This is a genomic window from Burkholderia sp. AU6039, from assembly GCF_002223365.1.
Taxonomy (GTDB): domain Bacteria; phylum Pseudomonadota; class Gammaproteobacteria; order Burkholderiales; family Burkholderiaceae; genus Burkholderia.
Map to the genome: position 1 here is coordinate 1 of NZ_NKFK01000009.1, position 20,551 is coordinate 20,551.

Genomic DNA, 20,551 nt, shown 5'->3' on the forward strand with positions numbered 1-20,551 from the left:
CTTCAGGCCAGCCTCGGCTTCCTTCAAGATGCCGATGATCTGTTCTTCGGTGAATCGCTTTTTCATTGCCGTTCCTCTCTGGAACGGACTCTACACCGTCACCGTACTAAACGCGGGGAGCAGGTCATATCCAGCGCGACCTCCAACTGGACCCCTCGTACTGCAACGATTACTTCACCACCGAGGCGAAGGATGGCCTGCTTTTGCTGGCCTTCCTGACCTACGTAATCCAGCGCGCCTCGCGCTACGAGCCGGCCGGCGTCGACTATGCTGACGAGTTCTGCCGCTGGGGCGGCCCTGCGCTCGGTGGCCTGCTGAACTTTCGCAGCCCACCCGACCCGGATTGTGCAGACGCCACGGTCCCGCAGGCTTGATCATGGCCGACCTGGTAGCGGTGGTCATGTGCGAGCCGTCCGCCAAGCTCGACGATGAATCGCAACTACAACTGGAACGCCACGGCCTGGGCAATCCCGATGCGGGAGGGGACGGCGATGATGGGACACCAGTGGCGTAGCGAGTACGACCGCACCGCGATCGTGGTGCTGCAATGCGGGGACGAACCTCAGTATAGTACGGGCGCCAGTCCACTGACGTTACCGCAACGACCGGTGGAGAGTCGGACGAGCGAAATTCTCAAGTTTCTACGTCGAAACTACGAATACCCGAAGCGAGCAATCGCTCATGTGGTTGAGCCGGCCCTGGGCCTTGTCGAGACTTCAACTCTTGAGAGAAATGATATGAACGCCTCTATCCCTCATCGTGAGGCACCAACCTTCGACTTGAGCCTACCCGTGCATCCCTTGGGCAGCTTCCAGTTGCTGGTGGGCGGCTCGGTCGGAGTAGAGCGTCCAATTCGGCTCGAGGTCGCCGTTGACCTCGAGCCTCAGCGTCAGAACCGTTTCTAGACGTGCGCGCGGCTCGTCTTCAAGCAGCCCGGTGCCGAGGTCAAATCCGCGAAGGAACTCTCCGTAGGTGTCGATGTTCTTCAGCGCGTCGGGTAGTGCGCTGAGCGTGATCGCAATCGTGATGGTCCGGGTGACGTCCAGGCTGAAGAAGTCCGTGTCGCCGAAAGGTGCGCTCCTCCGCGCTCCAAGGCACAGGTCGATGGCATCAAGGATGGTCGATTTGCCGCTGTCACCCGGGCCAATAAGGCAGTTCACGCCGTTGGACGGTGTCCAATCGAGCGTCTGTATCGAGCGGAAATTGCGAATTTCAAGGCGACGGACGCGCGTCATGATTCCTCTCAGTTGGTCCGGCAAATATCCCAACGCGACGGGAATTCGGGCTTCGCATTCGTGCCCAGCACGGCTTTGCGGTGCGCATCGCCCAGGCTACGAGAGGACGTGAAAACTGGAGGACCGATCGCTGTCAGAAATCCACGATCATCTGCGTCTGCTCCGCTTGGAAAACGAAAGCTCACCCGTCAGTTCGGACAGGCCTTCGTCCTCGATGATGCGACTGCCGAATCTGTCGACTTCGACTCTAGGCGCGTCTTCCTCAGAAAACCAAATCAATGACACGGTGGTATCCGTTTTCGCATAGTGCCTGGCGAGTTCAGTGAGATCGAGCCCGACTTCCCAATCGTCGAACCATATGTCCTGCTCCACGGTGCCTTGTTCCGTACCGCTTTTTTCCAAGGCGCGCAGCCGCGCTGCAACGGAGGCATCGGGGATAGGTGACTTCGATGGAATCTTCGCACCCATCTGACGCAATGTCGTCGAGCGTGCGGCGTAGCGTATGCGCCCTGACTCCATTGTCACGAATGCACAGGGGAATGATGCAAACTGGGCGAAGCGCGAGCAGGCCGCGGGATACGATGTTTTGAACTCCTGAGCTAATTGTTGTATGGCGGCGAGGCTCGGTTCGTCGATGTCCCGAATGATCGCCTGGAACTGCTGCCAGGGCATGAGCAGTTCTGCGGCGAAGGTGTCGCAAAAGACTTCATTCTGGTCACGCTTGACATATCCCCATTGCGGAACAAGTTCGTGCCGGGAAGGAAGGCCAAGTACGATGTGTGCGATCTCATGGCAAATCGTAAACCGTTGCCGCTCATCGGGTTCGCCTGAGTTGACGGTGATGTGTGTCTTGCCCCTGATGGTGACGGTAGTGCCCGATTGTCCCGAGCCCAAGTCCTCCACATGCAATCGGGCGTTGGCCTTCTTGATGTATGGCGTGAGATCGTTTCGGATGTTCGATAGATCCAGGTCTGAAATCCAGTCGCGCGCGATGCGCTGAACATCCTGATCATCCACGGCCTACTCCTCGTCGTCTTCGGCTTCGTAAAGACGCTTGACCCGTTCGATGAGTTTTTCGGGAGTGGGGCGAGCGTCGCCTCGAAATCGCATTCCCGCGGCGGAGATGAAGTAGTCCACCGGAATCTCCGCGTGGTCAAGCACATATTTGACCAATTCCACCGACGCGTCCGCATGATCCGCGAGCCACTTGACCATCGCAGCATCGCGTTCTGGCGCTTTCAGCGCGCGTATCAGCTTGGCCAAAGTGTCGGGCGTCGGGTTGGTTTTCTCGCCGCTCTCAAGGCGATTGATGTAGGCGTTATCCACATCGCTGAGTTCGCTTAATTCGCGCTGTGAGAGCGTTCGGCGTTCACGCAGCGCTCGCAGCGCTGCGCCTAGGCCGGTCTGGGGCATCAGGTTTCTCCGAAATCAATATTCACAAGCGACAGACGGTAGCCCGCAGTCGTCATCTCGGCCGAGCCACGCCCCGTGGCCCATGAGCAGGCAAATACGGACGCACCGCGTCCTCTGCTTGACAGCAGCAAAAAGTTCTGCCAGGCTGTTGTCTAGCCAGACAACGGATGCACTTGCTCCAATATGCCGCGTCTGCGCATAAAACGAGGCGAGGTTGTTTGTCTGGACAACAAGTCTGCCATGCCCCTCGCACGATCGCAATCATGTTTTTGCGTGAGGTGTTCGATGGAGCCCCAATTATTTGAACTGTTTTTGCACGGCTGCGGGGACCCGCAGGTAATCGAGGCGGCAGGCGACGAGCTGCTGAAGGACGTGCTCGCGCGCCACAACGCGCTGCCCGGAGATGGCGAGTTCGTTTTCGTAGGAGAGGCCGAGGAGGCGCGTACCGACGTAGATGGCGAGTGCGACACTCACGCGCCGGCCGACGTGAGTTTGACCGTGCTGGCACTCCTGATGCCTGAGAAGCGGCACATTCACACGAAGGCGGCACGTAGCGTCACCGTGATGGTGAATTACAACGGCCAGAAGCCCAAGCGCCACTTTTCTCCCGCCGCGACGATTGAAACCGTCACGGTGTGGGCCAAGAAGCGCTTTCATATCGACGACGCCGATAGTGCAGAACTGGTGCTGGAACTGGAGCCGTCCAAGGAAATTCCGCGAATCGACCAGCACCTTGGCGAGCTTCTGCGTCCCGGGCAGCATGCGCTCGAGTTCAACCTGGTCAAAGAAGTCAATCCGCAGGGCTGACCATGTCGACGAACGCGCAGCGGCTGCTTGAGGCGGAACTGACGGGGGGGCGTTTTCGCGCTGGTGTTGCGGGGGGCCGCTGGGCGCTCGCAACGCCGGTGTCAGGACTTGTCTGGCCTTACGTCGATACATGGATCACGGCAGGGATTCGACCCAACAGCCCGGATCAGTGGATGGTGCGATGGAATGTTGACCAATACGGCAGCCAAGCCAGCACGGGCGGTTTTTGGGATCCGGGCACGGGCACCTTCCTCGCTCCTGAAAAATGGCCCAAAGGCCGATCCGGTTCTACCGTTGCGTCAGTGTTCAAGGTCGCCGGGTGGGCCGCGCCTGGTCGTGGTTTCTATCACCATTACGACCGGCTCGCGATTCCGGGACACCCCTGGACGAAGGATGCATGGAATCCGACCGTGAAGCTGACTGATTTCATCACGCTCATCTATCGTTGGCTCAACTGCGGGGACTATCTTGGCCAATAGCGACCAGATCGAAATCCCGCTCATGCTGTGGCGTCGGCTGGTGCGCCAGCTCGCTTCACGTAGCCGCGGCCGACGGGAATCCGGAGCGTTTCTCCTCGGTCGGCAGAATGCCCCCAAGCGCCAGGTCGTCGATTTCATTTGCTATGACGATCTGGACCCCAAGGCGCTGAGTCACGGGATCGTCGAGTTCCATCGGACGGGCTTCTCCTCTTTGTGGGAAGTCTGCAACAGGCGCGGGCTGCATGTGCTAGCTGACGTGCATACGCACCCGACGCCGGATGTCCGGCAGAGCTCGGTAGACAAAGCCAACCCGATGATCCCGATCGCCGGGCACGTCGCCTTGATCCTGCCGAGCTTCGGCGACACGTCGTTGTGGTCGCTTTCGAGGGTGGGCATTCACCGCTTTCTCGGGAAGCGCCAGTGGCGGTCTTTCGACGCAGGGAATGCGAATGCCCCCGTGCGTCTCTCCTTGTGGTGATGCAATGATCGAAATATCGGAGCTTCCAGGCAATTTGTCCCGTATCGACAAAATCTGGCTTGACCGTGACGGGACCGCACCGAAAGAATCCCGGATCGCACGTGCGGCTCGCCGATTGCAAATCGTAGTCGGCGCCGACGTTGCAAATTCCCATGCAAAGCAGGTGGCGCTCCTTACGGTGGTAAATCTCGCCGTAAAGTGCTTTGCTGCTCCGGTGCAGGTGATCGCGCCGGACAGCGTATGGGCGGCACGGACACTCGTGCGCGTCAGCTTGCAGTCGACGCTGGGGAACGCGCTGGAGGAACTCGGTGGGCAGCGTCACCTTGAAGGCGTCGATCCCGACCGGGTTCACATCCTGCTGGGTGATGCGGGCCCGCGAAGGCTTTCCCTACGCATTACCTTTGATGGCTGGAAAGTGAGTGTCGGGCCTGCGGCGCAGGTCGCGCGGCTTCCTGAGCGTCCATGGTGTGCGCTGGCACCGCTTGCCGCTGCAGCCGTGGCGGTGGGCGAGGTGTTTGCTTCGTTCGCGCGTATTAGCGTAGCGGCTGCACGCCGCGCCATCGGATTTTCGTTGTGGCGACCGGACTTGCCGGATGATTCGTCCGACTCGATTGGGGGCGCCATTGACGAAGCCCCGGTGGAGCTTTCCTGCTTCGGGTTGGGCCACCTTGGACAAGCCTACCTTTGGGCACTCGCATGTCTGCCGTTTTCTACCACCAAAGGCTCAAGAATCTATCTATGCGACGACGACCTGGTCGAATCGCCGAATCTGGAAACGGGCGCTCTATTGAATTGCGACACGCTCGGACACCCCAAGACCCGTGTGGTGTCGGAATGGCTTATGAAGCGCGGATTCGATACCCGGCTGATTGAGCGGTTCGTAGATGGGAATTATCGTCGAAGTGATCGTGAGCCCGTGATTGCGCTGTCGGGATTCGACGACAACGAGGCGCGTCAGTGGTTAACCCAAGCGGGCTTTCCGTTGATCTTCGATTCGGGCTTGGGCGGCGAAGTCGGAACTTTCGATTCCGTAGCTGTGCATACGTGGCCGAACCGGCGGCCTGCGGCTGACTTGTGGCCACTTGAGAGCGCGCAGGCGCGCCGGGAAAGGGACGAACGGGCGCGTCGCCGGGCGGAGGCGAACCAGGGCTACGGCGCGCTTGCGCCGGACGAATGCGGTCGCGTTCTGGTCGCAGGCAAGTCAGTCGCGGTTCCGTTCGTCGGCGCTGTGTCATCTGCTTTTGTTCTATCGGAGATGCTGCGCACGCTTAACGCTGGCCCCGCCTTCTATGACGCGAGGTTTAGGGTATGCGCGCTCTCTGACCGCGCCCTGACCGCATCGCTACGGTCCGGGCAGGCAGAACCCGTGAGCGGCATTCGTTGCCAGCAACTCGCTTGTTCCTGAGATCCTCAGAGATCAGCCAGACTGAATTTATCAAAGGAAGCTTCGTGGCCGAGACACAGCGTCTTGTCGGACGCATGCATATAGCGACGTCGAAAGGCTGCTTTGGAGAAGTCCGAAGGTCGCTTGTGGGGCGATCTGCGCCGGTCGTGCGTCACAGGGCGGCGGCGGGCCGCGTTCGGCCAAGAGGCGACGTTCAAGTTCGCGTGACAGCATTGTTCGAATGGACGTTCTACCCGTGACAACGGCCACAGAACCGATTTTATTGACCAGTCAGATTTAGGCCTATGCACCCTGCAAAATACTTGGACAAGTGGCTCAGTGAGAATTTTTCAAAGATCTGGCGCAACTCGTCTACGGCGCCCCGGATCCTTGGGCGTCGCGCCACCGCGCTAGCCGAACAGGAGGAGTTCCATCAGCTTGGCGAAATGCTCGTGAAGCGGATGTTTCTCGCCATGGAGCACGCGAAACCGATCCAGTTCCACCTCCTTGACCGCGATGAATCCGGCGCATGGGTGATTTGGCCCGCTCAGTGCTACGGCGTACTGCTGACCCGTGGCCTGGTGCAAAACATTCAGGTCGCGTGCGGACAGGCAGAGCGGCTTTTGGGCAGCGCACTTCGAGAAGGTCAGGCGCGAAACTTCTTGTCGGATCTATGGGGCAAGCTTCCTAATGATGAAGATCACCGCACGGCATTCGGGGGGCTGCTCGCCCATGTCGCGTTTGCATTTGTTGTTCATCATGAGTTGGCCCATGCCGGACTCGGGCATGAGGGCGCGGACAAAGCCGCGTACACGCGATCTGCGGCGAGACCAGACGATCATGCACTATTTGACGGGTTGGACATTCTCGATGAGTGGGCAGCAGCTGCGGCAGAGCGTGACTTATCGCCGGAACGAAGGATCAGAAGTCAGGCCCTTGAGGCCGACGCCGACGTAAACGGACTGATTTACACGCGGCAATTTATGCAAGAGCAAGCCCGCAAGTTCCAAAGCACGACAGTAGCGTGCGACGACTCGATGGGAGTGGTCTGGGAGACGTTGCTGACCTCTGACGCGAATCGAGATTTGGTTGTATGCATTGGCGTCGTAATAGGTCTGCTTTCCCTATTACCGGACTTTGCACTGAAAGAGCTCGGAAACCTTGATGTATCAACGCATCCGCCGATCCCCGCTCGAATCCTGACGTTACTACATATCGACCGACAACTCGAGACCGCAAACTCTGGTGGAGACAACATGACTAATGCGATTCTTATTGCGGCCGCATTAATCGATATGGTGATCTCGATGGAGCGCTTGATCGCGGAAGGTAGCGGTGCCCCCCTCGCATCCAACCTTCCGACTGACAAAGCTCCTGTTTCCTCGCTAGACCGTGCGCTGGAACGAATTTCCATACCAGAATCGGTTTCACGCTTCGACGACATTGGCGTTCACATGAAAGCCCTCGCATTAGAAATGAAGAGCCTTGAGCTCACCACTCGTCAATACCGCCGCTTTCCCGACTGGATGCGCTTCGTTTGGTATCTCTCGTGACACGTTAAGTGGCGGTAACACAATTAACAACAACCGGTCGATGGCGACGCGACGAGCGACGGAGAAGGGTCGATCTGCGCCGGTCGCACTTTGTAGGGCGGTGGCCGGCCGCGTTCGGTTGCCGTTCGCCTTCGCCGTTGCACAGCCGCTTGAGCGGCTGCTTTGGTCGGTCAACGGTCCTTCGTAAAAGCTCGACGCAACGCCTCAACTTCACGTTCGTAATATTGAACGAATTCCTGGATCTGTTTGCGGGACCTGTCCTCACCGATCCCGGTTAACCGCCGTTTCCAGCTGTCACGAGCGGCCACGAGCTTTTTCACGATAACGGATGGAACATTCTCCGCTGTAACTCTCAGTCGTTGGGTATAAACGCCGGTGACGACGTAAGGTCGTCGGTCGCTTCCCGCACTATAGACAGCATTCTGGGCAGACCACAGAGCGTGCGGGAGGCATTTGCCCCAATACTTGTCGAGTAACTTTACGACTATGGTCTCGGCTTCAAGATCGCTGACCGGATAAAGAGTGCCGATATAAGCCCTTGCGCCAGCAAACGTGAATCGTTCCGCCAACTGATGCCAAGACACGCAGGCATTGTTAATGATGATTGGCGAGCCGTGTTCGGCCAGAGCACGCGGCATCGCGAGGTAATTGTTGTCATGCATCGCCATGGCAGCCGACATCCGCACCCGGTCGACGGTTTCCTTCTTGACAGGCTCCAGCTCGTCATTCCGTGTCCGCTCAATGTAGTCGCGAATTGCGGTGCCGACGTAAAGCTTTGCTTTGGCAATCGGATCATTCCAGTCCACCCCATCGAGCGAATGAAAGCGGGTGAATTGCGTCACATTCAACATATCTGGATCGTCAGTCTGACCCACGCCGATCGCGATATCTACAACCAGCTCCCGTTCCAGATCTTCGCTGTCAGTGAACTGATACGTCCAGCGATAACCCCTTGCATCGCCGCAGTGCGTGGCAAATATCAGAAGGTCATACGGGAACAGATCGACCAATTCCGCTATTGCGCTAACGTTGGCAGCGGCACCTCGACAACCCCGAACGAGCATTCGTTTCCTGGGCAAAATTTCTGCCGCTGCCTCGATTTCCGGGGCACGCGTTCGTTCAGGGTCGACCAGCACGGCAATGTTGACTCCGCGCGTATCCGGTTGCTCGGCCACAAAGCCATTGATGACCGCGATCCCCAGATCGGGGTACGTAAAGAGGTGTGTCGAAGGCAGTTCCGGAAAAGCGACGCCGAACGGCAGCTTACGCGAGAAGAAAGTCAGTGATCCCTCTCGCGGAAGGACTATGTCTCCACAGAGCCTGCGTAGATGTGCCTGTAAGTACCGACGAGTTTCGGCTTGTGATTGGCACCCATCGTCGATCGAATAGTAAGCCTCAAGGATGTCTGTGGCATCAACTTCATCGACCTTCGGAATGATGCAGAGACCAGCGCCAAGCGCGAAGGCATAGTTGGCGGCAATGACTTCTGACAACGGCTCTCCAGCCTCGCATATGACCAAATGATCGCTCTTGCCCCCTACGACCGGCGATGGTGAACGGTTTCCGTCGAACTCGATCAAGCGTCCTTCATAAAGGGCGCGCAGGACGCCGGCGCCGATAGCATCATGACCCCACCGCAAGGGCTCTCGCGCCACCCGCTCTGGAGGGGCGAACGCGGGAACATCATCGGCTGTACAACGCCTTGCATATTTTTTTGGCAATCGCGCTACGATCGCCGCAGCACCCTCATCGCTTAGGCCAGCGAGGATTGCCTCCTTCGCACCGAGCCGAGCGAGCGCGTTGTTCCGTCTTATCACTTCAGCCTTGGCGTCGTCGCGTGACATGCGCGGGCCGTCGAGTACTGCGACATAAAAGCGCTGGCGAGCGAGCGCGCAAGAGAAGCGTGCAGCCAGATACGGATCGTCAGTGACGATTGCGGTCCGGTGAAGGTTAGGGCATTTCAACGGCATCGATGAAGGATCAGCGTGGGTTCTTATGGCGCTCGCTGATGAAACTCCACGCCAACAATGGAAGCGCCCAGGAGGCAACGTTGGGCGCCGATTTGTGATCGCTCAATGATATCGTAGGCAAGCAGGCGACTACGTACGACTTGTCGTTCGCGGCGCGCCAGAATGGCCATTCGCTGTCTCGTACAGCTCCTGACGTTGGGCTGAATGCGCAAGCAGGATAGGGAACCTTATCACTATGCTGCGATTGCCGCTCAGACTCCGATTTCACACAACGCGTGACCGCCGCTGCCGGCACCGCAGGGGAGTTGACACCGATCTTCGCGACACAGCCCTCGGTGAAGATTTTGTTTCGCGGTACGCAAATCTATGATTTCGTGACGGTTTTCCGATTCCCCGTCAGTGTCGACCTCCGAAGTGACATTTTTACTTCGCAAACGTTGACAACTTTGCTTCGGTCTACGCCAGCAGACACCAGATCGCGAGGAACGGCGCGTCACCGGAGCGCATAGCATGCAGCGCGCCGCGCGGGTTATGGATGCCGCCGCCGATCCCGGGATCGAACCATTCTCCGTTCTGCTGCCGGAACTCGCCGCCGGTCATCAGCACGTAGGCTTCCTCCGGCGCGTGACCGTGATCCGGGTATCGCACGCGGGGCATCATCAACGAAAAGCCGAGCTGAATGTCGTCGCGGCTTTCTGCACCGCCGGGCCCGCAGATCATTCCGTTCACGTGTCCGTCGATGTAGTTCGGACTACCGTCCTTTCCCGACGTACGGCGCGTCCAGCCGACCACCGGCTCGAGCGACCTGATCAGTTGCGCGACGGTGGCGAACGTCGGATTCACGCGTGCGACCGACTCGAGCGCCGGCTCCAGCCACTCGCATGCGGGGTAGCGCATCGCATTGCGCGCGCCGTTGTCCGACGGCTTCTGCAACCGTGCGAACACTTGCGGCGCGAATGCACGCGCGGCAGGGGGAAGCTTCTCCGACTGGAACAGTTCGCCGGCGATTCGGACGAAATCCGCGATGTGCTTCGGACGTTCATTCATCTTGCTCGCTGCTCCCGGGGCAATGTGGGCCGATCAACGAAAGTCTACGCAGAAACGTGCCGGTCCGTGCAGCGAAAAAGGGCAGCCGATTTGGCACCGGCCGCCATGAACACGCCGCGGCCGCCGTTCGGACCGCGGAACGCGCACGAACCGCGCCACCTCTACGTGCACTGCTCCACCGCCGCAGCAACCGGCTGCGGCGCGCGTTTGCGCGTCGCGAGCCAGCATAGCACCGAGCCGCCGCACATGCAGAACGCGCCGGTCCAGAAGCTCGACGACAGCGACGCGTCCAGTAGCAGCGCGGCGAGGCCGGCCGAAATGACCGGAATGAAGTACGACACGCCGGCCAGGATCGCGACGTTGCCGCGCATGATGCCGATGTTCCACGCTGAATAACCGAAGCCCATCGCGGCTGAAGCGAGCACGAAGTACGCGAGCGCATTGAAGCTGAACACAACCGTGTGCTCGCCGTCGAGCAGGTACTTGATCCACAGCGACAGCGCGACGAGGATGAAGAACAGCGTGATGCCGTTCTTGCCCTTCGCGATTCTGATCGTCACGGTGCAATAGGCTGCCCAGATCAGCGAACCGGCGAACGCGAGCCCGTAACTGAGCGGGTTGTCGACGACATTGGCCGCCATGCCAGCCGTATCGAAGCCGTGCTCGCCGCCGAGCACCCAGCCGACGCCGATCATCGCGAGCAGCACGCCCGGCACGATCAGCAGGTTCGCGCGCTGCCGCAGAAAGAGGATCGCGAACACCATCGTGAACGTCGGCCACAGATAGTTGACCATGCCGACCTCTATCGCCTGGCGCGCGGTATGCGCGTTGCCGATCGACAGCGACAGGCACCATTCGTACGCGACGAACAGCACGCTGCCCGACAGCAGGTAGCGGCGCGGGAAGTCGCCGAGCCGCGGTAGCCCGGTCGTCACGAGCAGCAGCTGTTGCCGTTCGACGTTTTTGCTAACAGTGACCACAGATACTGCTAATGGGTAAACTCGTGGTAGCGCCGTCAGCAAAGGCTGAGAACGATGCTCCTTTCATGTCCGCATGCGTTGCGGGAATGCAACAAAGGGGGGTGTATGTGCGAAGATTTTGCTAATGCACCTTCAAGAGCTTGCAATGTCGGATGTGGCTCACGAGCGGCGTAATGAGGAAAGTCGCTCGTGACGAGAGCATGGCGTGAACGTAACCGATGATCAACAACTTGGGTGCGTGCGCAACAATATACCTCTCGTCAAAAGGACGAGGGTGCGACTTTAATGCCTGTTTTTTAGGGTGGGGGAGGCTGTCGACATTGGGCCGTGGTGCACGCCCATGTCGCGCTTCAACTCCATCGTTCCGAATTCAGCGCACGTCGATGAATACCTCGCCAGCGACCTGCTGCTGCTCACTTCCTCAGCTTGACGGTCGCCGCCCCGCATTAGCGGAATCACTGGACACGATTAGCGCTCGAACGGACACCATTAGCAGAATCTGCGAACTTCAACAGCTGCGCACTCGCGCCGTAGACTCAGGTGGTAGCCCAGCACCGCGCGCGAGGCGACCTCGATCAGCACGACGACCCACAGGCGGTGGATCGGGCGCGGCTCGGTGCCGCCGTGCGGCGACGGCACCAGCACCGTCATACGGGTGTCGAGCTTGTGGGCATCGCACTCGACGCGCTCGAACGGCGCCAGTGGTGGCCGGCGCGTACCGTCGCCGGCGCGCCCGAGCAGGATGCTCGGCAAGCACGCGGTCAATGTAGCGGGCGAGCGTGACGTAGCCGCGTTTCTCGACATTGAACGGCCACTCGCCGCGCCGCTCGAAACCGCGCGCACGCAGCTCGGCCAGAAACCAGCGGAACACCGCGATACGCGGCCGACGCGAGGCTTCTAGGTCACTACGTTTGCCGAGTATCCGCTCACGCAGGCGCTCTTCGAGGCCCCGCCCCGCTGGCGACTCGAACACCCACTGCAAGGCTCCCACGGCTCCGCCGCTCCAGGCGTTGAGCTTGAGCGGTGCAGTTCGTTCGTAGGATTTGACGCGGGTATATGGCAGGAGGCCTCGCCAGCCGTTGACGCGGCCATCCGGGTGGTTTTGAGGCAGCGCTCGGTCAGCAGCCGGTACGTCTGGACGCGGCCCAGCCTGCAGGCCGCTTGGATTTGGCGGTCGGTCGCGCCGTTTAGGTACAGGCGGATCGCGCGCTCGCGTCGCCGATAGAGCGCGCGTCGCTTGGCGGAAAGCGCGAGCTCGTCGATCGACGGCCAAGCGGCAAGATCGACGTCGTTCAATCCCGTGCCGTCGTTCAAGGAACCGCCTGCCCGTAAGCGTGAGCGTCGTGCCATCGGTCGCCTCCGCCAGCGCGTCGACCATTACGACACAAGATTAGTTGAAATCGCGCAGTACGTTACAAATTTAGTTGACGTCGCGGACGCGATAGTTACAGATTTAGTTGAAATCGCATCCGGCCGCTTCGCCTTGTAGATCAAGGGATTGCGGGAAATGCTGCGCCGCACCGGATTGGTTACAGATTTAGTTGTGCAAGCGCACACAACTAAATTTGTTACCAGTTTTCAACTAATTTTGTTACTAGCCGCGACGGCGACCGTCCGATCCTCCCCGCCCATTCGCCGAGCGCAGCTCCGTCACGTCCTGCGGCAGGCCTCTCCCACGGTTCCCGTCGCAGATGTTTGGCATCCGCATGCTGCTGTCGTGATAACGAGCTTATCTCACGGGCGGGGTCCGGTAGCCGTCACCGGTCCGCGCGCATCCAGGCCCGGCGCGCCCTGCCTGCGCCGGATGCACGACCGCGGCGGCCACCCGATCGGCGCTCTGGCCGATCGGGTCTCGGTGTCGCGTCCGACCGTATGCCGAACGCTCACAAAGAACACCGCCGTGTCGGCTTATTCCTCTGGGACCCGTCGGAATACAATGGCCAACTGGTCCGTTATGGAACTGTAAGCAGCGCCGCTGATCTCGTCGTCCTCGTAGTCGTCAGCGGCCTGCTCCTCAATGGCATACGCCGCATGGCGAAGCGCGCTCCAGTTTTCTCCGCGAAGGGATGTTTCAAGGACCGCAAGGCGGCCAACATAAGTCTGGGCCCGTTGCCGTTGTTTTTCGGTACCTGGGGTTGTACCGAGGCTTTGCCGCATCGCGGGCAAATCATCCAGTCCTCTCTGTACCCCCGGACGGTGCAGGGCTGCCGTGCGAGCGATTTCTTCTGCCGTCCGTGTATCTGCCTGCAATATCGGCCGGGCTTCGGCGGTCGGCGCGCGCGGGCCACCGATTGCCGCAACGGCCGCCTCTCGGGTGCGCATGTTAGCGATATCCGCTGGGTGCGTTAGGTTGTTGGCTGCGATTGCCTGATCGGCCGTCTCGCCACGATCGATGGCCGCACTTGCGGCTAGCCAAGCTCTGGCCGGCGCGCGCTGGCTAGCCGCGGCGCTTTCAGCATTGCTTACCGGCTGCAATATCGGCCGGGCTTCGGCGGCCGGCGCGCGCGGGCCAGCGCTGGCAGCGACCTCTGCCGCTTCAGCGCGGATCTGGGCGAGGTCCTGCGGGTGGGTCAGATGGTGGACCGCGATTGCCTGTTCGGCCGTTGCGCCGGTACGCACCGCATCTATCGCGTAGTTCATTGTCGAAAAATGCGCGCGCGGGCCACCGCTGGCAGCGACCCGCGCCGCTTCAGCGTGAATCTCGGCGAGGTCCTGCGGGTGGGTCAGATGGTGGGCCGCGATCACCTGTTCGGCTGTTGCTCCGCCACGCACGTCACCTATCGCGCTATTCATTGTCCAAAAGCGATCCGCGCGCGGGCCGGCCGCGGCGCTTTCAGCATTGCTTACCGGCGTGGCTCCCTGAGCGCCACCAGCAAGCGACGCAGGGCTCGGAGCAATATTGCTCCGTCTCACGCGACGCCCGGACGACGATCCGTCTTGTGGCGAAGCGCTAGCTGGGCGTCGCCTGTTTTGCGGAAGAGAAACGAGCAAGCCGGCTGGCTCAGCTTGGGAGGGAGACGACGGCGGCGCAACGGCGTGACGCGTATCGCTGGGAGGCGAATATTCCGTGGGAGTTGTCGACCGGCTAATCGGAGGCGTCGTCATTGCGTATGTCCTTGACTGTAAAAGCTTGATTTAACACGCTTGAATCCCCCGTCCTAGAACAAACACGAAATCTCCCCCCAAATTCCGCATCTTTGCCATCCGGATGGTGAACCAATCCGGACACTCGGCTTTCACTGATTTTCGACTGCTCTAGTTCACTGCTGCCTAGAACACCAGTCGCCATGCAGCGATATTGTGTCAACGTCAAATAGTGCTGAAGTTCCCCGCCATCTATCGACGAAAGTCGCAGCGCGAATTCGCGCGTCGGTAGGTACGAGCCGCCTCAGCCAGCGTGCTTGCATCACGCCAGAAGCCTCGCGCGCCACGCGCACACGCCACGAAAAACCGATAGTCCGCTGCCCGTTGCGCGGCCATCGGATCAGGCGTAACGATGGGTGCCGAAGGAGGGAATGGCAGCGCAACCTGACAGACCCGCCAAAAGTCCGTCGCACCACGCCGGAGCGCCGCGATCGCCGCGGCGGGCGTGGCGGCCAGCACCTGCAGCCGGGCACCGTCCCCGCGCGCCACAAAACGGCCGTCGGCGGCCCGATAGAGCCAGCACCATGGCCGTCCAGCCGGCAGCCCCAACAGTCTGCGCCGCCGCAGATCGTCGTCGGCCGGGGCGATCGCGTCGATCACGTGCCATCCAACGTCGTCGGACCAGCTCAGGCACGCGTCCCGACTGGCCGCCCACATCGTGTCTCGACGCGCCTGCCGGCGGGCCGCATCGGCCGCCTGGCGCGTCGCCTTGTCGACGCGGTTTGCGGCCGCCCAGTACGTCTGGCTTGGGGCCACGAAAGCCAGCCCGGCGGGCGTCACGCGCGCAAGCCACCCACTGTCGCGCCACGACGTGCTCGGCGCGGTGGCCGACCAGTCGGCCACACCGGATCGCACGGCGGCCGTCGCACGCGCTTGCGCGTCGCGCCAAGCGGCACCGAGGCTCACGCGCGCGGCATGGCAGGCGAGCCAATGCCGGGCCGCGGCATCGACATCGGCCGCGCCGCGAACCAGGCAATCGGCCTCCAGCATCCCGGCGAAGTGCCCCACCGTTCCCGCCGGCGGCGGCCGATCGGGCCAGCGCCGCTGCTCGATGCGGGACTCGGTCGCGCCCCCAGAGCAAATCGACAAAGGCCTGACGCGCGCGACGGCTGCCGCCCACCTGCTCGGCAATCATCAGCGGGTCGCAAGCGTCGATGAAACCGGCCACCCAACGCGTGCTGCCGGGTGCCAGGTGTCGTCGGACATGGCGGGCAAGCGCCCGGTAAACCGTGGTGGCGGGCGTCGTCGGCCAATACGACGTCGGCCCGTCGTTTCGCGCGACGGCTTGCTGCGGCTGGGGGTGATGCGACGACACCACGGGAAACGGGGTGCCGTACCAGACCGCCGCGACGTGGATCGGACGCATCGTCCGGAAACACGCGGGATACGGCAGGCCGAGCGTGTCGGCGGCGGCCGCCAGCCACGCGACGCTGTCGGGCGCCGGTTGGCACAAGGCCTCTTCCAGTCGCGCCGGGCGGATCAGGCTCGACATCGCGTCCAGCCAGGCGGCAACCGGATCGAGGCTGCGGGTCATGGCCGGCGTCAGCCTAGGCCGACGGCAGGTGTCACGGGTAAAAAAGTGCAGCCGACCGCACTGGCAACTGCCGGCCGTCCCGTAGTCGGTCAGTGAGCGCAGCGTCGCACGAAATGGCGCTCCGCAGTGACAACGGTCGACGAGCGGCATGCCGTGAATCGGGCACGCATCGAGCAGCGCGACGGAAAACAGCGCGGCATGGTAGCCGGCTGCCAGACAAGCCAGGCACAGACGCGGCTGCGGCACGACGAGCGCGCGGTCCAGCCAGGCTGGTAGCCCGCCGAGGGTCGACCACCGAAAGGCCGCCGGCGACTCGCCGAGCGCGTGCGCGAACGCCGTCACATCAACATCGCCGTGGTTCTCGAGCAGTTCCACCGTCGCGAGCGGGCGCGCCATGCGGGGCGGCAAGTCGCGCGGGTGAAGGGCATTGAGCGCGCAGGCGCGCAACACCGTATGCCAGAGCGACGCGTACGGCAGCACGCTGCCGGCGTGCCAGGTCAAGCGGCCGTCAGGCACGGCCGATCTCCCGGCGCCTTGCACCGCGCAGCGCGGCGGTCGCCGACACCAGCGCCATCAGCGTGCTGTGCCCACTGCCGTCGACCGCGGCCCGCCAGGCCTCGGGCGAGGTCACTGTCTCGACGTCGGCGCCGCCGGCAACACGCAGCAGCACGTGGCGGCACGCCTGCGCCACGGTTTTCATCGGGAAATCGACCAGTCCCGCATAACGAGGCGGCAGCGCCTCCTGCATCGCCCGCATCAGGGCCGCGGCCTGATGCGCCATCCGAAAGCCTCCGGCCCACGGCCGCGGGGCCAGCCCCGCCGTGAACGAGCAGCCCGAGCCGGCCGGCCACTCGCTGCCCTCGTCGTACCCGCGCATCACGTAGGCGAGCTCGTCGACGCTGCGCACCCCGTGAAATGGGGCGGCCGCCAGCATGAAGCGGGCGGCGACGTGGGCGCCGCCGGCCAGCGCCATGCCTAATGGCTCGTCGAAAAACTGCAGCGACGCGATCGAGAACACACACAGGCGGATGCGCTGCTTCTCGAGCAGGCTGTGCAGCTCGACGAGCCACAGCCACTCGCGCTGGCTCATGCCTTGCGCCTCGTCGATCACCAACACCAGAAAGCGACCGCCGCCTTGTGCGGCGAGCTCGATCCAGCGCTCGACGAGCATGGTCTGACGCTCGAGGGGGCTGCGTCGTGCCTGCGCCAGCCGGTGCCCGCTGGCCTCGAGCAGGTGCGCATAAAAGCGTCCGACGGCTGCCGCGCTGCCCGAGTCGGTGTGGCTCCAGATGACCAGCGGGACGTAACCGCCGTGGCGCTCGGACAACAGGCGCTGCAGCCAGTGGTCGACGGCGCTCGACTTGCCGAAGCGTGACGGCCCGAAGATCGTCGCGCCGTCGACCTGGTCGTCCAGCCAGGTGCCGATGCGCTCGGCCATGTCGTGAATCGCGACCGTGAACAGCGAATAGTCCCGCGTGACGACCGGATGGTCGCGCGCCACATGCGCCGCCACGAGCGGCCCGGTGACGGGGGCGGTGAGCGTCACCATTGCTGGGCCCGCCGGATCGGCGGCAACGTCCGGCTGACGGGTGCGGAAGCCGCGGCTGGCGCCTCGCGGTCCGGGCCCGACGGCTCGGCCTGTCCGGCCAGGCTCACCATCGATTGCCCGGCCAGCCGCTCCGCATTCTGCTGCAGGATGCGCCGCGCCTCGAGATACGCCGGGTGAACCGGCAGCTTGCCCGCCGGCGACGCCTCGGCATACCGGATCAGGGGTTCGACCGCGTCGCCGTGGGTTGCGAGATGCAGGAGCCGGCGTTTTTCGAGCGCGCGAATCGCTTCGCGCACGTAGAGCGAATGCGGCGTGCGGTGCCATGGAGGCGCGGCACGCACCACACCGAGGAACAGGCCCTGCTGCGTCGACACGGCGGCATAGCCGCGCGTCGTCTTCGTTGTCGAGCTGCAGCCAGAAGGCCTGTCCCAGCAGATCGGTACGCAGGCACAGCCATTCGGCCGAGTAGCGGGCGTTGGCGAAGTTGAAATGCGGCCGGCGGCCGGTCTTGACGCCGCCGAGCAGCGTGCAGCGCTTGCGCACGCCGACCATGCGGCGCACCGCGTCCGGATCGGCCACGCGGGGCGTCCACGCGCCCTCGGCCATCAGCCGTTCGAGCAGCTCGAGCGGGCTGCGGAAGCCCAGTCCCGAATGCGGCGTTGCGTTGTAGTTGGCGATCAGCGTGTCGAGCAGCTCCTGCGCGTACCCCAACTGAAACTGCGTGGCGAGCACCGCCGCATCAGGATCGGCGCCGCGTTTGTCGGACGGCGAACTGCCGGTGGTGGTCGCCAGCCGATGAAAGCCACCGGCCGCCAGACGCCCGAAGAACGATTCGACAAACGGCCGGTCGTCCTTGCTGCGCCGACGGCTGTAGCTCGCCGGATCCTGCGGCTTGACGAGCTTCGCGCCGACCACGTCGCGCAGCACGCCGTCGACGCGCGTGCAGATGTTGGCGAGCGCGCCGTCGACGCTGAATTCGTTCCAGCACGCGCCGGCGAGCGGCGGAAGACGATACGAGGGCAAGCCGGCGCCCGGCACGTAGGCCGCGTCGCCGAACTGCAGGTCGCGCGGCGTCCACGGCACGAGTGCACAACGCAGGGCGCGCAGCACATCGTCGGCCGCGCACTCGCGCCGCAGGCTCAAGTGATAGCCGAGCACCGCGCGCGAGGCGACCTCGAGCAACACCACAACCCACAGCCGGTGAATCAGGCGCGGCTCTGGAAATCGATAACCTGCCAGTTGAGCGCGCGTTGCGCGGAGTGGCGATCGGGCGCCGGAACTACCTGTTCGCCGGTGCGGACTCAGGTGGCGAGCGTGCGGCGGCAATCTACAGTCTGATCGGTACGGCCAAGCTCGACGGCCTCGATCCCGTGGCGTATCTGCGCGCCGTACTCACGCACATCGCGGACCATCCGAGCAACCGGGTCGAAGACCTGCTTCCATGGAACATGACCACCCTGGCATCGTAAGGCGATAATGCCGCTGGCTTCCCGTTCACCCGGAGATCAGATGGCGAAATCGTTCCAGCGCTTTACCCTGCACGTGCAGCTTCAACACATCGAGCCGCCCATCTGGCGCAGGATCGAGGTTGAAGGAACCGAGTCGCTGCGCAAGATCATCAAGACCCGAGGACACTTCCCGACCGACGAGGCTGCCGCCAAGCTCATCTGGCTGGCACTGCGCAACATCACTGCCGATTGGGGGCGCGCAGCTCATGACTGGAAGACGGCGATGAACCAGTTCGCTATCCTCTACGAGGATCGATTCGTTCGACCATCCGTGTGAATCTCAACCCGCCTTGAACACGGAAATTCTGACACCACCAACTGGGTCGGCCCCGGCTTCGACGCGGAACTGTTCGATTTGCGTGCTGCCAATGCCACGCTGCTACGCATGGCTTCCAATCGTTGGGGAAACCGGTAACTCACGCCGTCAATACGGTATCGGCTCCACGCTTACACTCGTATCGGGCACATCGCACCAGCGAACTCGAAGCCGAGCTTTTCAAGCAGCGTCCCGGCTCGCGGCCAGCGAGGACGTCCGGAACTCGGCGTGCCCTCAAGAAACGGATTTTTCGTGCGTTAAGACTTCGCCGCAGCAGTTCTCCCGCCGTAGACGCACATTCAACTTCTTCATTCGACGCTGCTATTAGCCGCCTTCTGCAAGTGACGCTCAGCAAACTCTGATTCGCATAAGTCGAAGTTTCTTCGCATTTTCGAAAGCACGAACGGAACGTGGTGGGCAGAATAGCTCCCGCTATCGAAAGGTGGCAATTATTGTAATTCCTTTGACGTAAAGGCGTTCTGGACGCAGGTTCGACTCCCGCCACCCCCACCAGATGGCGTTTTTGCAAAACGTCATCTGGTGGGGGTGAGGCCGGTCGGAAAAGATGGAAGCCAACGTTTCGTAAAATCGAGAAACGGAGGCATGGATGAATCGAATTCCAAGAGAGGTCTATACGAAGGAGCTTCGCGATGAAGCGGTCAAGATGGCGTTGACTGAGGGTGTTGGGGTATCGGAAGCTTCCCGGCGGTTGTCGATCGCAATCAAGACGCTGGCAAACTGGGGTGCGCGCAGCGAAGGCCGGTAAGCTGAAAGATGTCGGTCGGCACCAGAAGCCACTAACGGAAGTGGAGGCGGAGCTGACGCGGGTCAAGCGCGAACTGGCCGAGGTCAAAATGGAGCGCGATCTCCTAAGAGACGGTTTCATAAAGGCTGTTCGGCGCGCCGGAGGGTATTCCAGTAGATCAGGCCGCAACCGAGTTTGAGGAACGCGCCGTGAATGTCAGCACGGCGCTCGAAACGAATACGGAGACGACGGAAGTGATGCAGCCAGGCATGCGTGCGCTCGACGACCCAGCGATATTTGCCAAGGCCGCTGCCATGTTCGGTACGGCGCTTGGCGATCACCGGCTCGATACCGCGATCGCGCAACGCGCGTCGATGTCGCTCGGAGTCGTAACCGCGATCGGCGTAGA

General features: G+C 62.1%; 18 protein-coding genes and 5 pseudogenes. 12 read left to right on the plus strand and 11 right to left on the minus strand.

Annotated features, from left to right (window positions below; translation table 11 throughout):
• Positions 1 to 203 precede the first annotated feature (203 nt).
• A complete protein-coding gene (locus CFB39_RS40445) occupies positions 204 to 374 on the plus strand; it encodes a hypothetical protein (RefSeq protein WP_179257800.1) in 171 nt (56 codons plus the stop codon).
• Between the two features lie 2 nt (positions 375 to 376).
• A complete protein-coding gene (locus tag CFB39_RS40450; RefSeq protein WP_175850825.1) occupies positions 377 to 514 on the plus strand; it encodes a hypothetical protein in 138 nt (45 codons plus the stop codon).
• Positions 515 to 785: 271 nt separating this feature from the next.
• Here the strand turns inward: CFB39_RS40450 and CFB39_RS37445 are convergent, their stop codons facing one another.
• From CFB39_RS37445 to CFB39_RS37455, 3 genes are all read right to left on the minus strand, one after another.
• The gene (locus CFB39_RS37445) at positions 786 to 1,235 is read right to left on the minus strand and encodes an ATP-dependent endonuclease (RefSeq protein ID WP_218829817.1); all 450 of its coding nucleotides are present in this window, start codon (positions 1,233 to 1,235) and stop codon (positions 786 to 788) included.
• A 147-nt stretch (positions 1,236 to 1,382) separates the two neighbouring features.
• Complete coding sequence (locus tag CFB39_RS37450) at positions 1,383 to 2,252, minus strand: ImmA/IrrE family metallo-endopeptidase (RefSeq protein WP_089476832.1); 870 nt, start codon at positions 2,250 to 2,252, stop codon at positions 1,383 to 1,385.
• A gap of 3 nt (positions 2,253 to 2,255) precedes the next feature.
• Positions 2,256 to 2,648, minus strand: a complete 393-nt coding sequence (locus CFB39_RS37455) for a helix-turn-helix domain-containing protein (RefSeq protein WP_006752917.1) — start codon at positions 2,646 to 2,648, stop codon at positions 2,256 to 2,258.
• A 285-nt stretch (positions 2,649 to 2,933) separates the two neighbouring features.
• On the opposite strand from CFB39_RS37455, the gene CFB39_RS37460 reads away from it, so the two are divergent.
• The 5 genes from CFB39_RS37460 to CFB39_RS37475 all read left to right on the plus strand — a co-directional run bounded on the left by CFB39_RS37460 (position 2,934) and on the right by CFB39_RS37475 (position 7,349).
• Entirely contained in the window at positions 2,934 to 3,455 is a 522-nt protein-coding gene (locus CFB39_RS37460) for a hypothetical protein (protein WP_089476833.1), read from the plus strand.
• A gap of 2 nt (positions 3,456 to 3,457) precedes the next feature.
• Positions 3,458 to 3,934 (plus strand): hypothetical protein, encoded by a 477-nt coding sequence (locus CFB39_RS39945; protein WP_144030380.1) that lies wholly within the window; start codon positions 3,458 to 3,460, stop codon positions 3,932 to 3,934.
• Positions 3,924 to 4,412, plus strand: coding sequence for a Mov34/MPN/PAD-1 family protein (locus CFB39_RS37465; RefSeq protein WP_006752914.1), 489 nt, complete (start codon positions 3,924 to 3,926; stop codon positions 4,410 to 4,412). The genes CFB39_RS39945 and CFB39_RS37465 overlap by 11 nt, the downstream gene beginning before the upstream one ends.
• A gap of 4 nt (positions 4,413 to 4,416) precedes the next feature.
• Positions 4,417 to 5,817 carry a hypothetical protein gene (locus tag CFB39_RS37470; RefSeq protein WP_179257801.1) on the plus strand — a complete coding sequence of 467 codons (1,401 nt, stop codon included), beginning with the start codon at positions 4,417 to 4,419 and terminating at the stop codon, positions 5,815 to 5,817.
• A 302-nt stretch (positions 5,818 to 6,119) separates the two neighbouring features.
• Positions 6,120 to 7,349 carry a hypothetical protein gene (locus tag CFB39_RS37475; protein WP_144030382.1) on the plus strand — a complete coding sequence of 410 codons (1,230 nt, stop codon included), beginning with the start codon at positions 6,120 to 6,122 and terminating at the stop codon, positions 7,347 to 7,349.
• A gap of 170 nt (positions 7,350 to 7,519) precedes the next feature.
• Here the strand turns inward: CFB39_RS37475 and CFB39_RS37480 are convergent, their stop codons facing one another.
• The 7 genes from CFB39_RS37480 to CFB39_RS40465 form a co-directional block, all read right to left on the minus strand.
• On the minus strand, positions 7,520 to 9,319 hold the full coding sequence (locus CFB39_RS37480; protein WP_144030383.1) for a hypothetical protein: 1,800 nt from the start codon (positions 9,317 to 9,319) through the stop codon (positions 7,520 to 7,522).
• A gap of 456 nt (positions 9,320 to 9,775) precedes the next feature.
• The gene (locus CFB39_RS37485; protein ID WP_089476838.1) at positions 9,776 to 10,366 is read right to left on the minus strand and encodes a dimethylsulfonioproprionate lyase family protein; all 591 of its coding nucleotides are present in this window, start codon (positions 10,364 to 10,366) and stop codon (positions 9,776 to 9,778) included.
• Between the two features lie 161 nt (positions 10,367 to 10,527).
• Positions 10,528 to 11,346, minus strand: coding sequence for an aromatic amino acid DMT transporter YddG (gene yddG, locus CFB39_RS37490; RefSeq protein WP_256991559.1), 819 nt, complete (start codon positions 11,344 to 11,346; stop codon positions 10,528 to 10,530).
• A 489-nt stretch (positions 11,347 to 11,835) separates the two neighbouring features.
• Positions 11,836 to 12,099: a hypothetical protein gene (locus tag CFB39_RS40455; RefSeq protein ID WP_179257802.1), complete on the minus strand. Its 264-nt coding sequence runs from the start codon at positions 12,097 to 12,099 to the stop codon at positions 11,836 to 11,838.
• 1,155 nt (positions 12,100 to 13,254) lie between these two features.
• Positions 13,255 to 14,139 (minus strand): hypothetical protein, encoded by an 885-nt coding sequence (locus CFB39_RS40605; RefSeq protein ID WP_218829818.1) that lies wholly within the window; start codon positions 14,137 to 14,139, stop codon positions 13,255 to 13,257.
• Between the two features lie 543 nt (positions 14,140 to 14,682).
• Positions 14,683 to 15,498, minus strand: coding sequence for a hypothetical protein (locus tag CFB39_RS40460; protein WP_179257803.1), 816 nt, complete (start codon positions 15,496 to 15,498; stop codon positions 14,683 to 14,685).
• A gap of 1,034 nt (positions 15,499 to 16,532) precedes the next feature.
• On the minus strand, positions 16,533 to 18,761 hold the full coding sequence (locus tag CFB39_RS40465) for an AAA family ATPase (RefSeq protein WP_179257799.1): 2,229 nt from the start codon (positions 18,759 to 18,761) through the stop codon (positions 16,533 to 16,535).
• 17 nt (positions 18,762 to 18,778) lie between these two features.
• Between CFB39_RS40465 and CFB39_RS40470 the strand changes: the two are divergent.
• From CFB39_RS40470 to CFB39_RS37525, 5 pseudogenes are all read left to right on the plus strand, one after another.
• Positions 18,779 to 19,042, plus strand: a pseudogene (locus tag CFB39_RS40470) (transposase domain-containing protein); the annotation flags it as partial.
• A gap of 40 nt (positions 19,043 to 19,082) precedes the next feature.
• Positions 19,083 to 19,190: pseudogene (locus CFB39_RS40475) on the plus strand (plasmid pRiA4b ORF-3 family protein); the annotation flags it as partial.
• Positions 19,179 to 19,358, plus strand: a pseudogene (locus tag CFB39_RS40480) (IS256 family transposase); the annotation flags it as partial. The pseudogenes CFB39_RS40475 and CFB39_RS40480, both read left to right, overlap by 12 nt.
• 39 nt (positions 19,359 to 19,397) lie before the next feature.
• Positions 19,398 to 19,496 (plus strand): annotated as a pseudogene (locus CFB39_RS39960) (plasmid pRiA4b ORF-3 family protein); the annotation flags it as partial.
• A 508-nt stretch (positions 19,497 to 20,004) separates the two neighbouring features.
• Positions 20,005 to 20,305: pseudogene (locus CFB39_RS37525) on the plus strand (transposase); the annotation flags it as partial.
• Here the strand turns inward: CFB39_RS37525 and CFB39_RS37530 are convergent.
• Positions 20,280 to 20,551 (minus strand): transposase (locus tag CFB39_RS37530; RefSeq protein WP_144030386.1); only part of this gene is annotated, 272 nt, incomplete at its 5' end. The pseudogene CFB39_RS37525 and the gene CFB39_RS37530 overlap by 26 nt on opposite strands.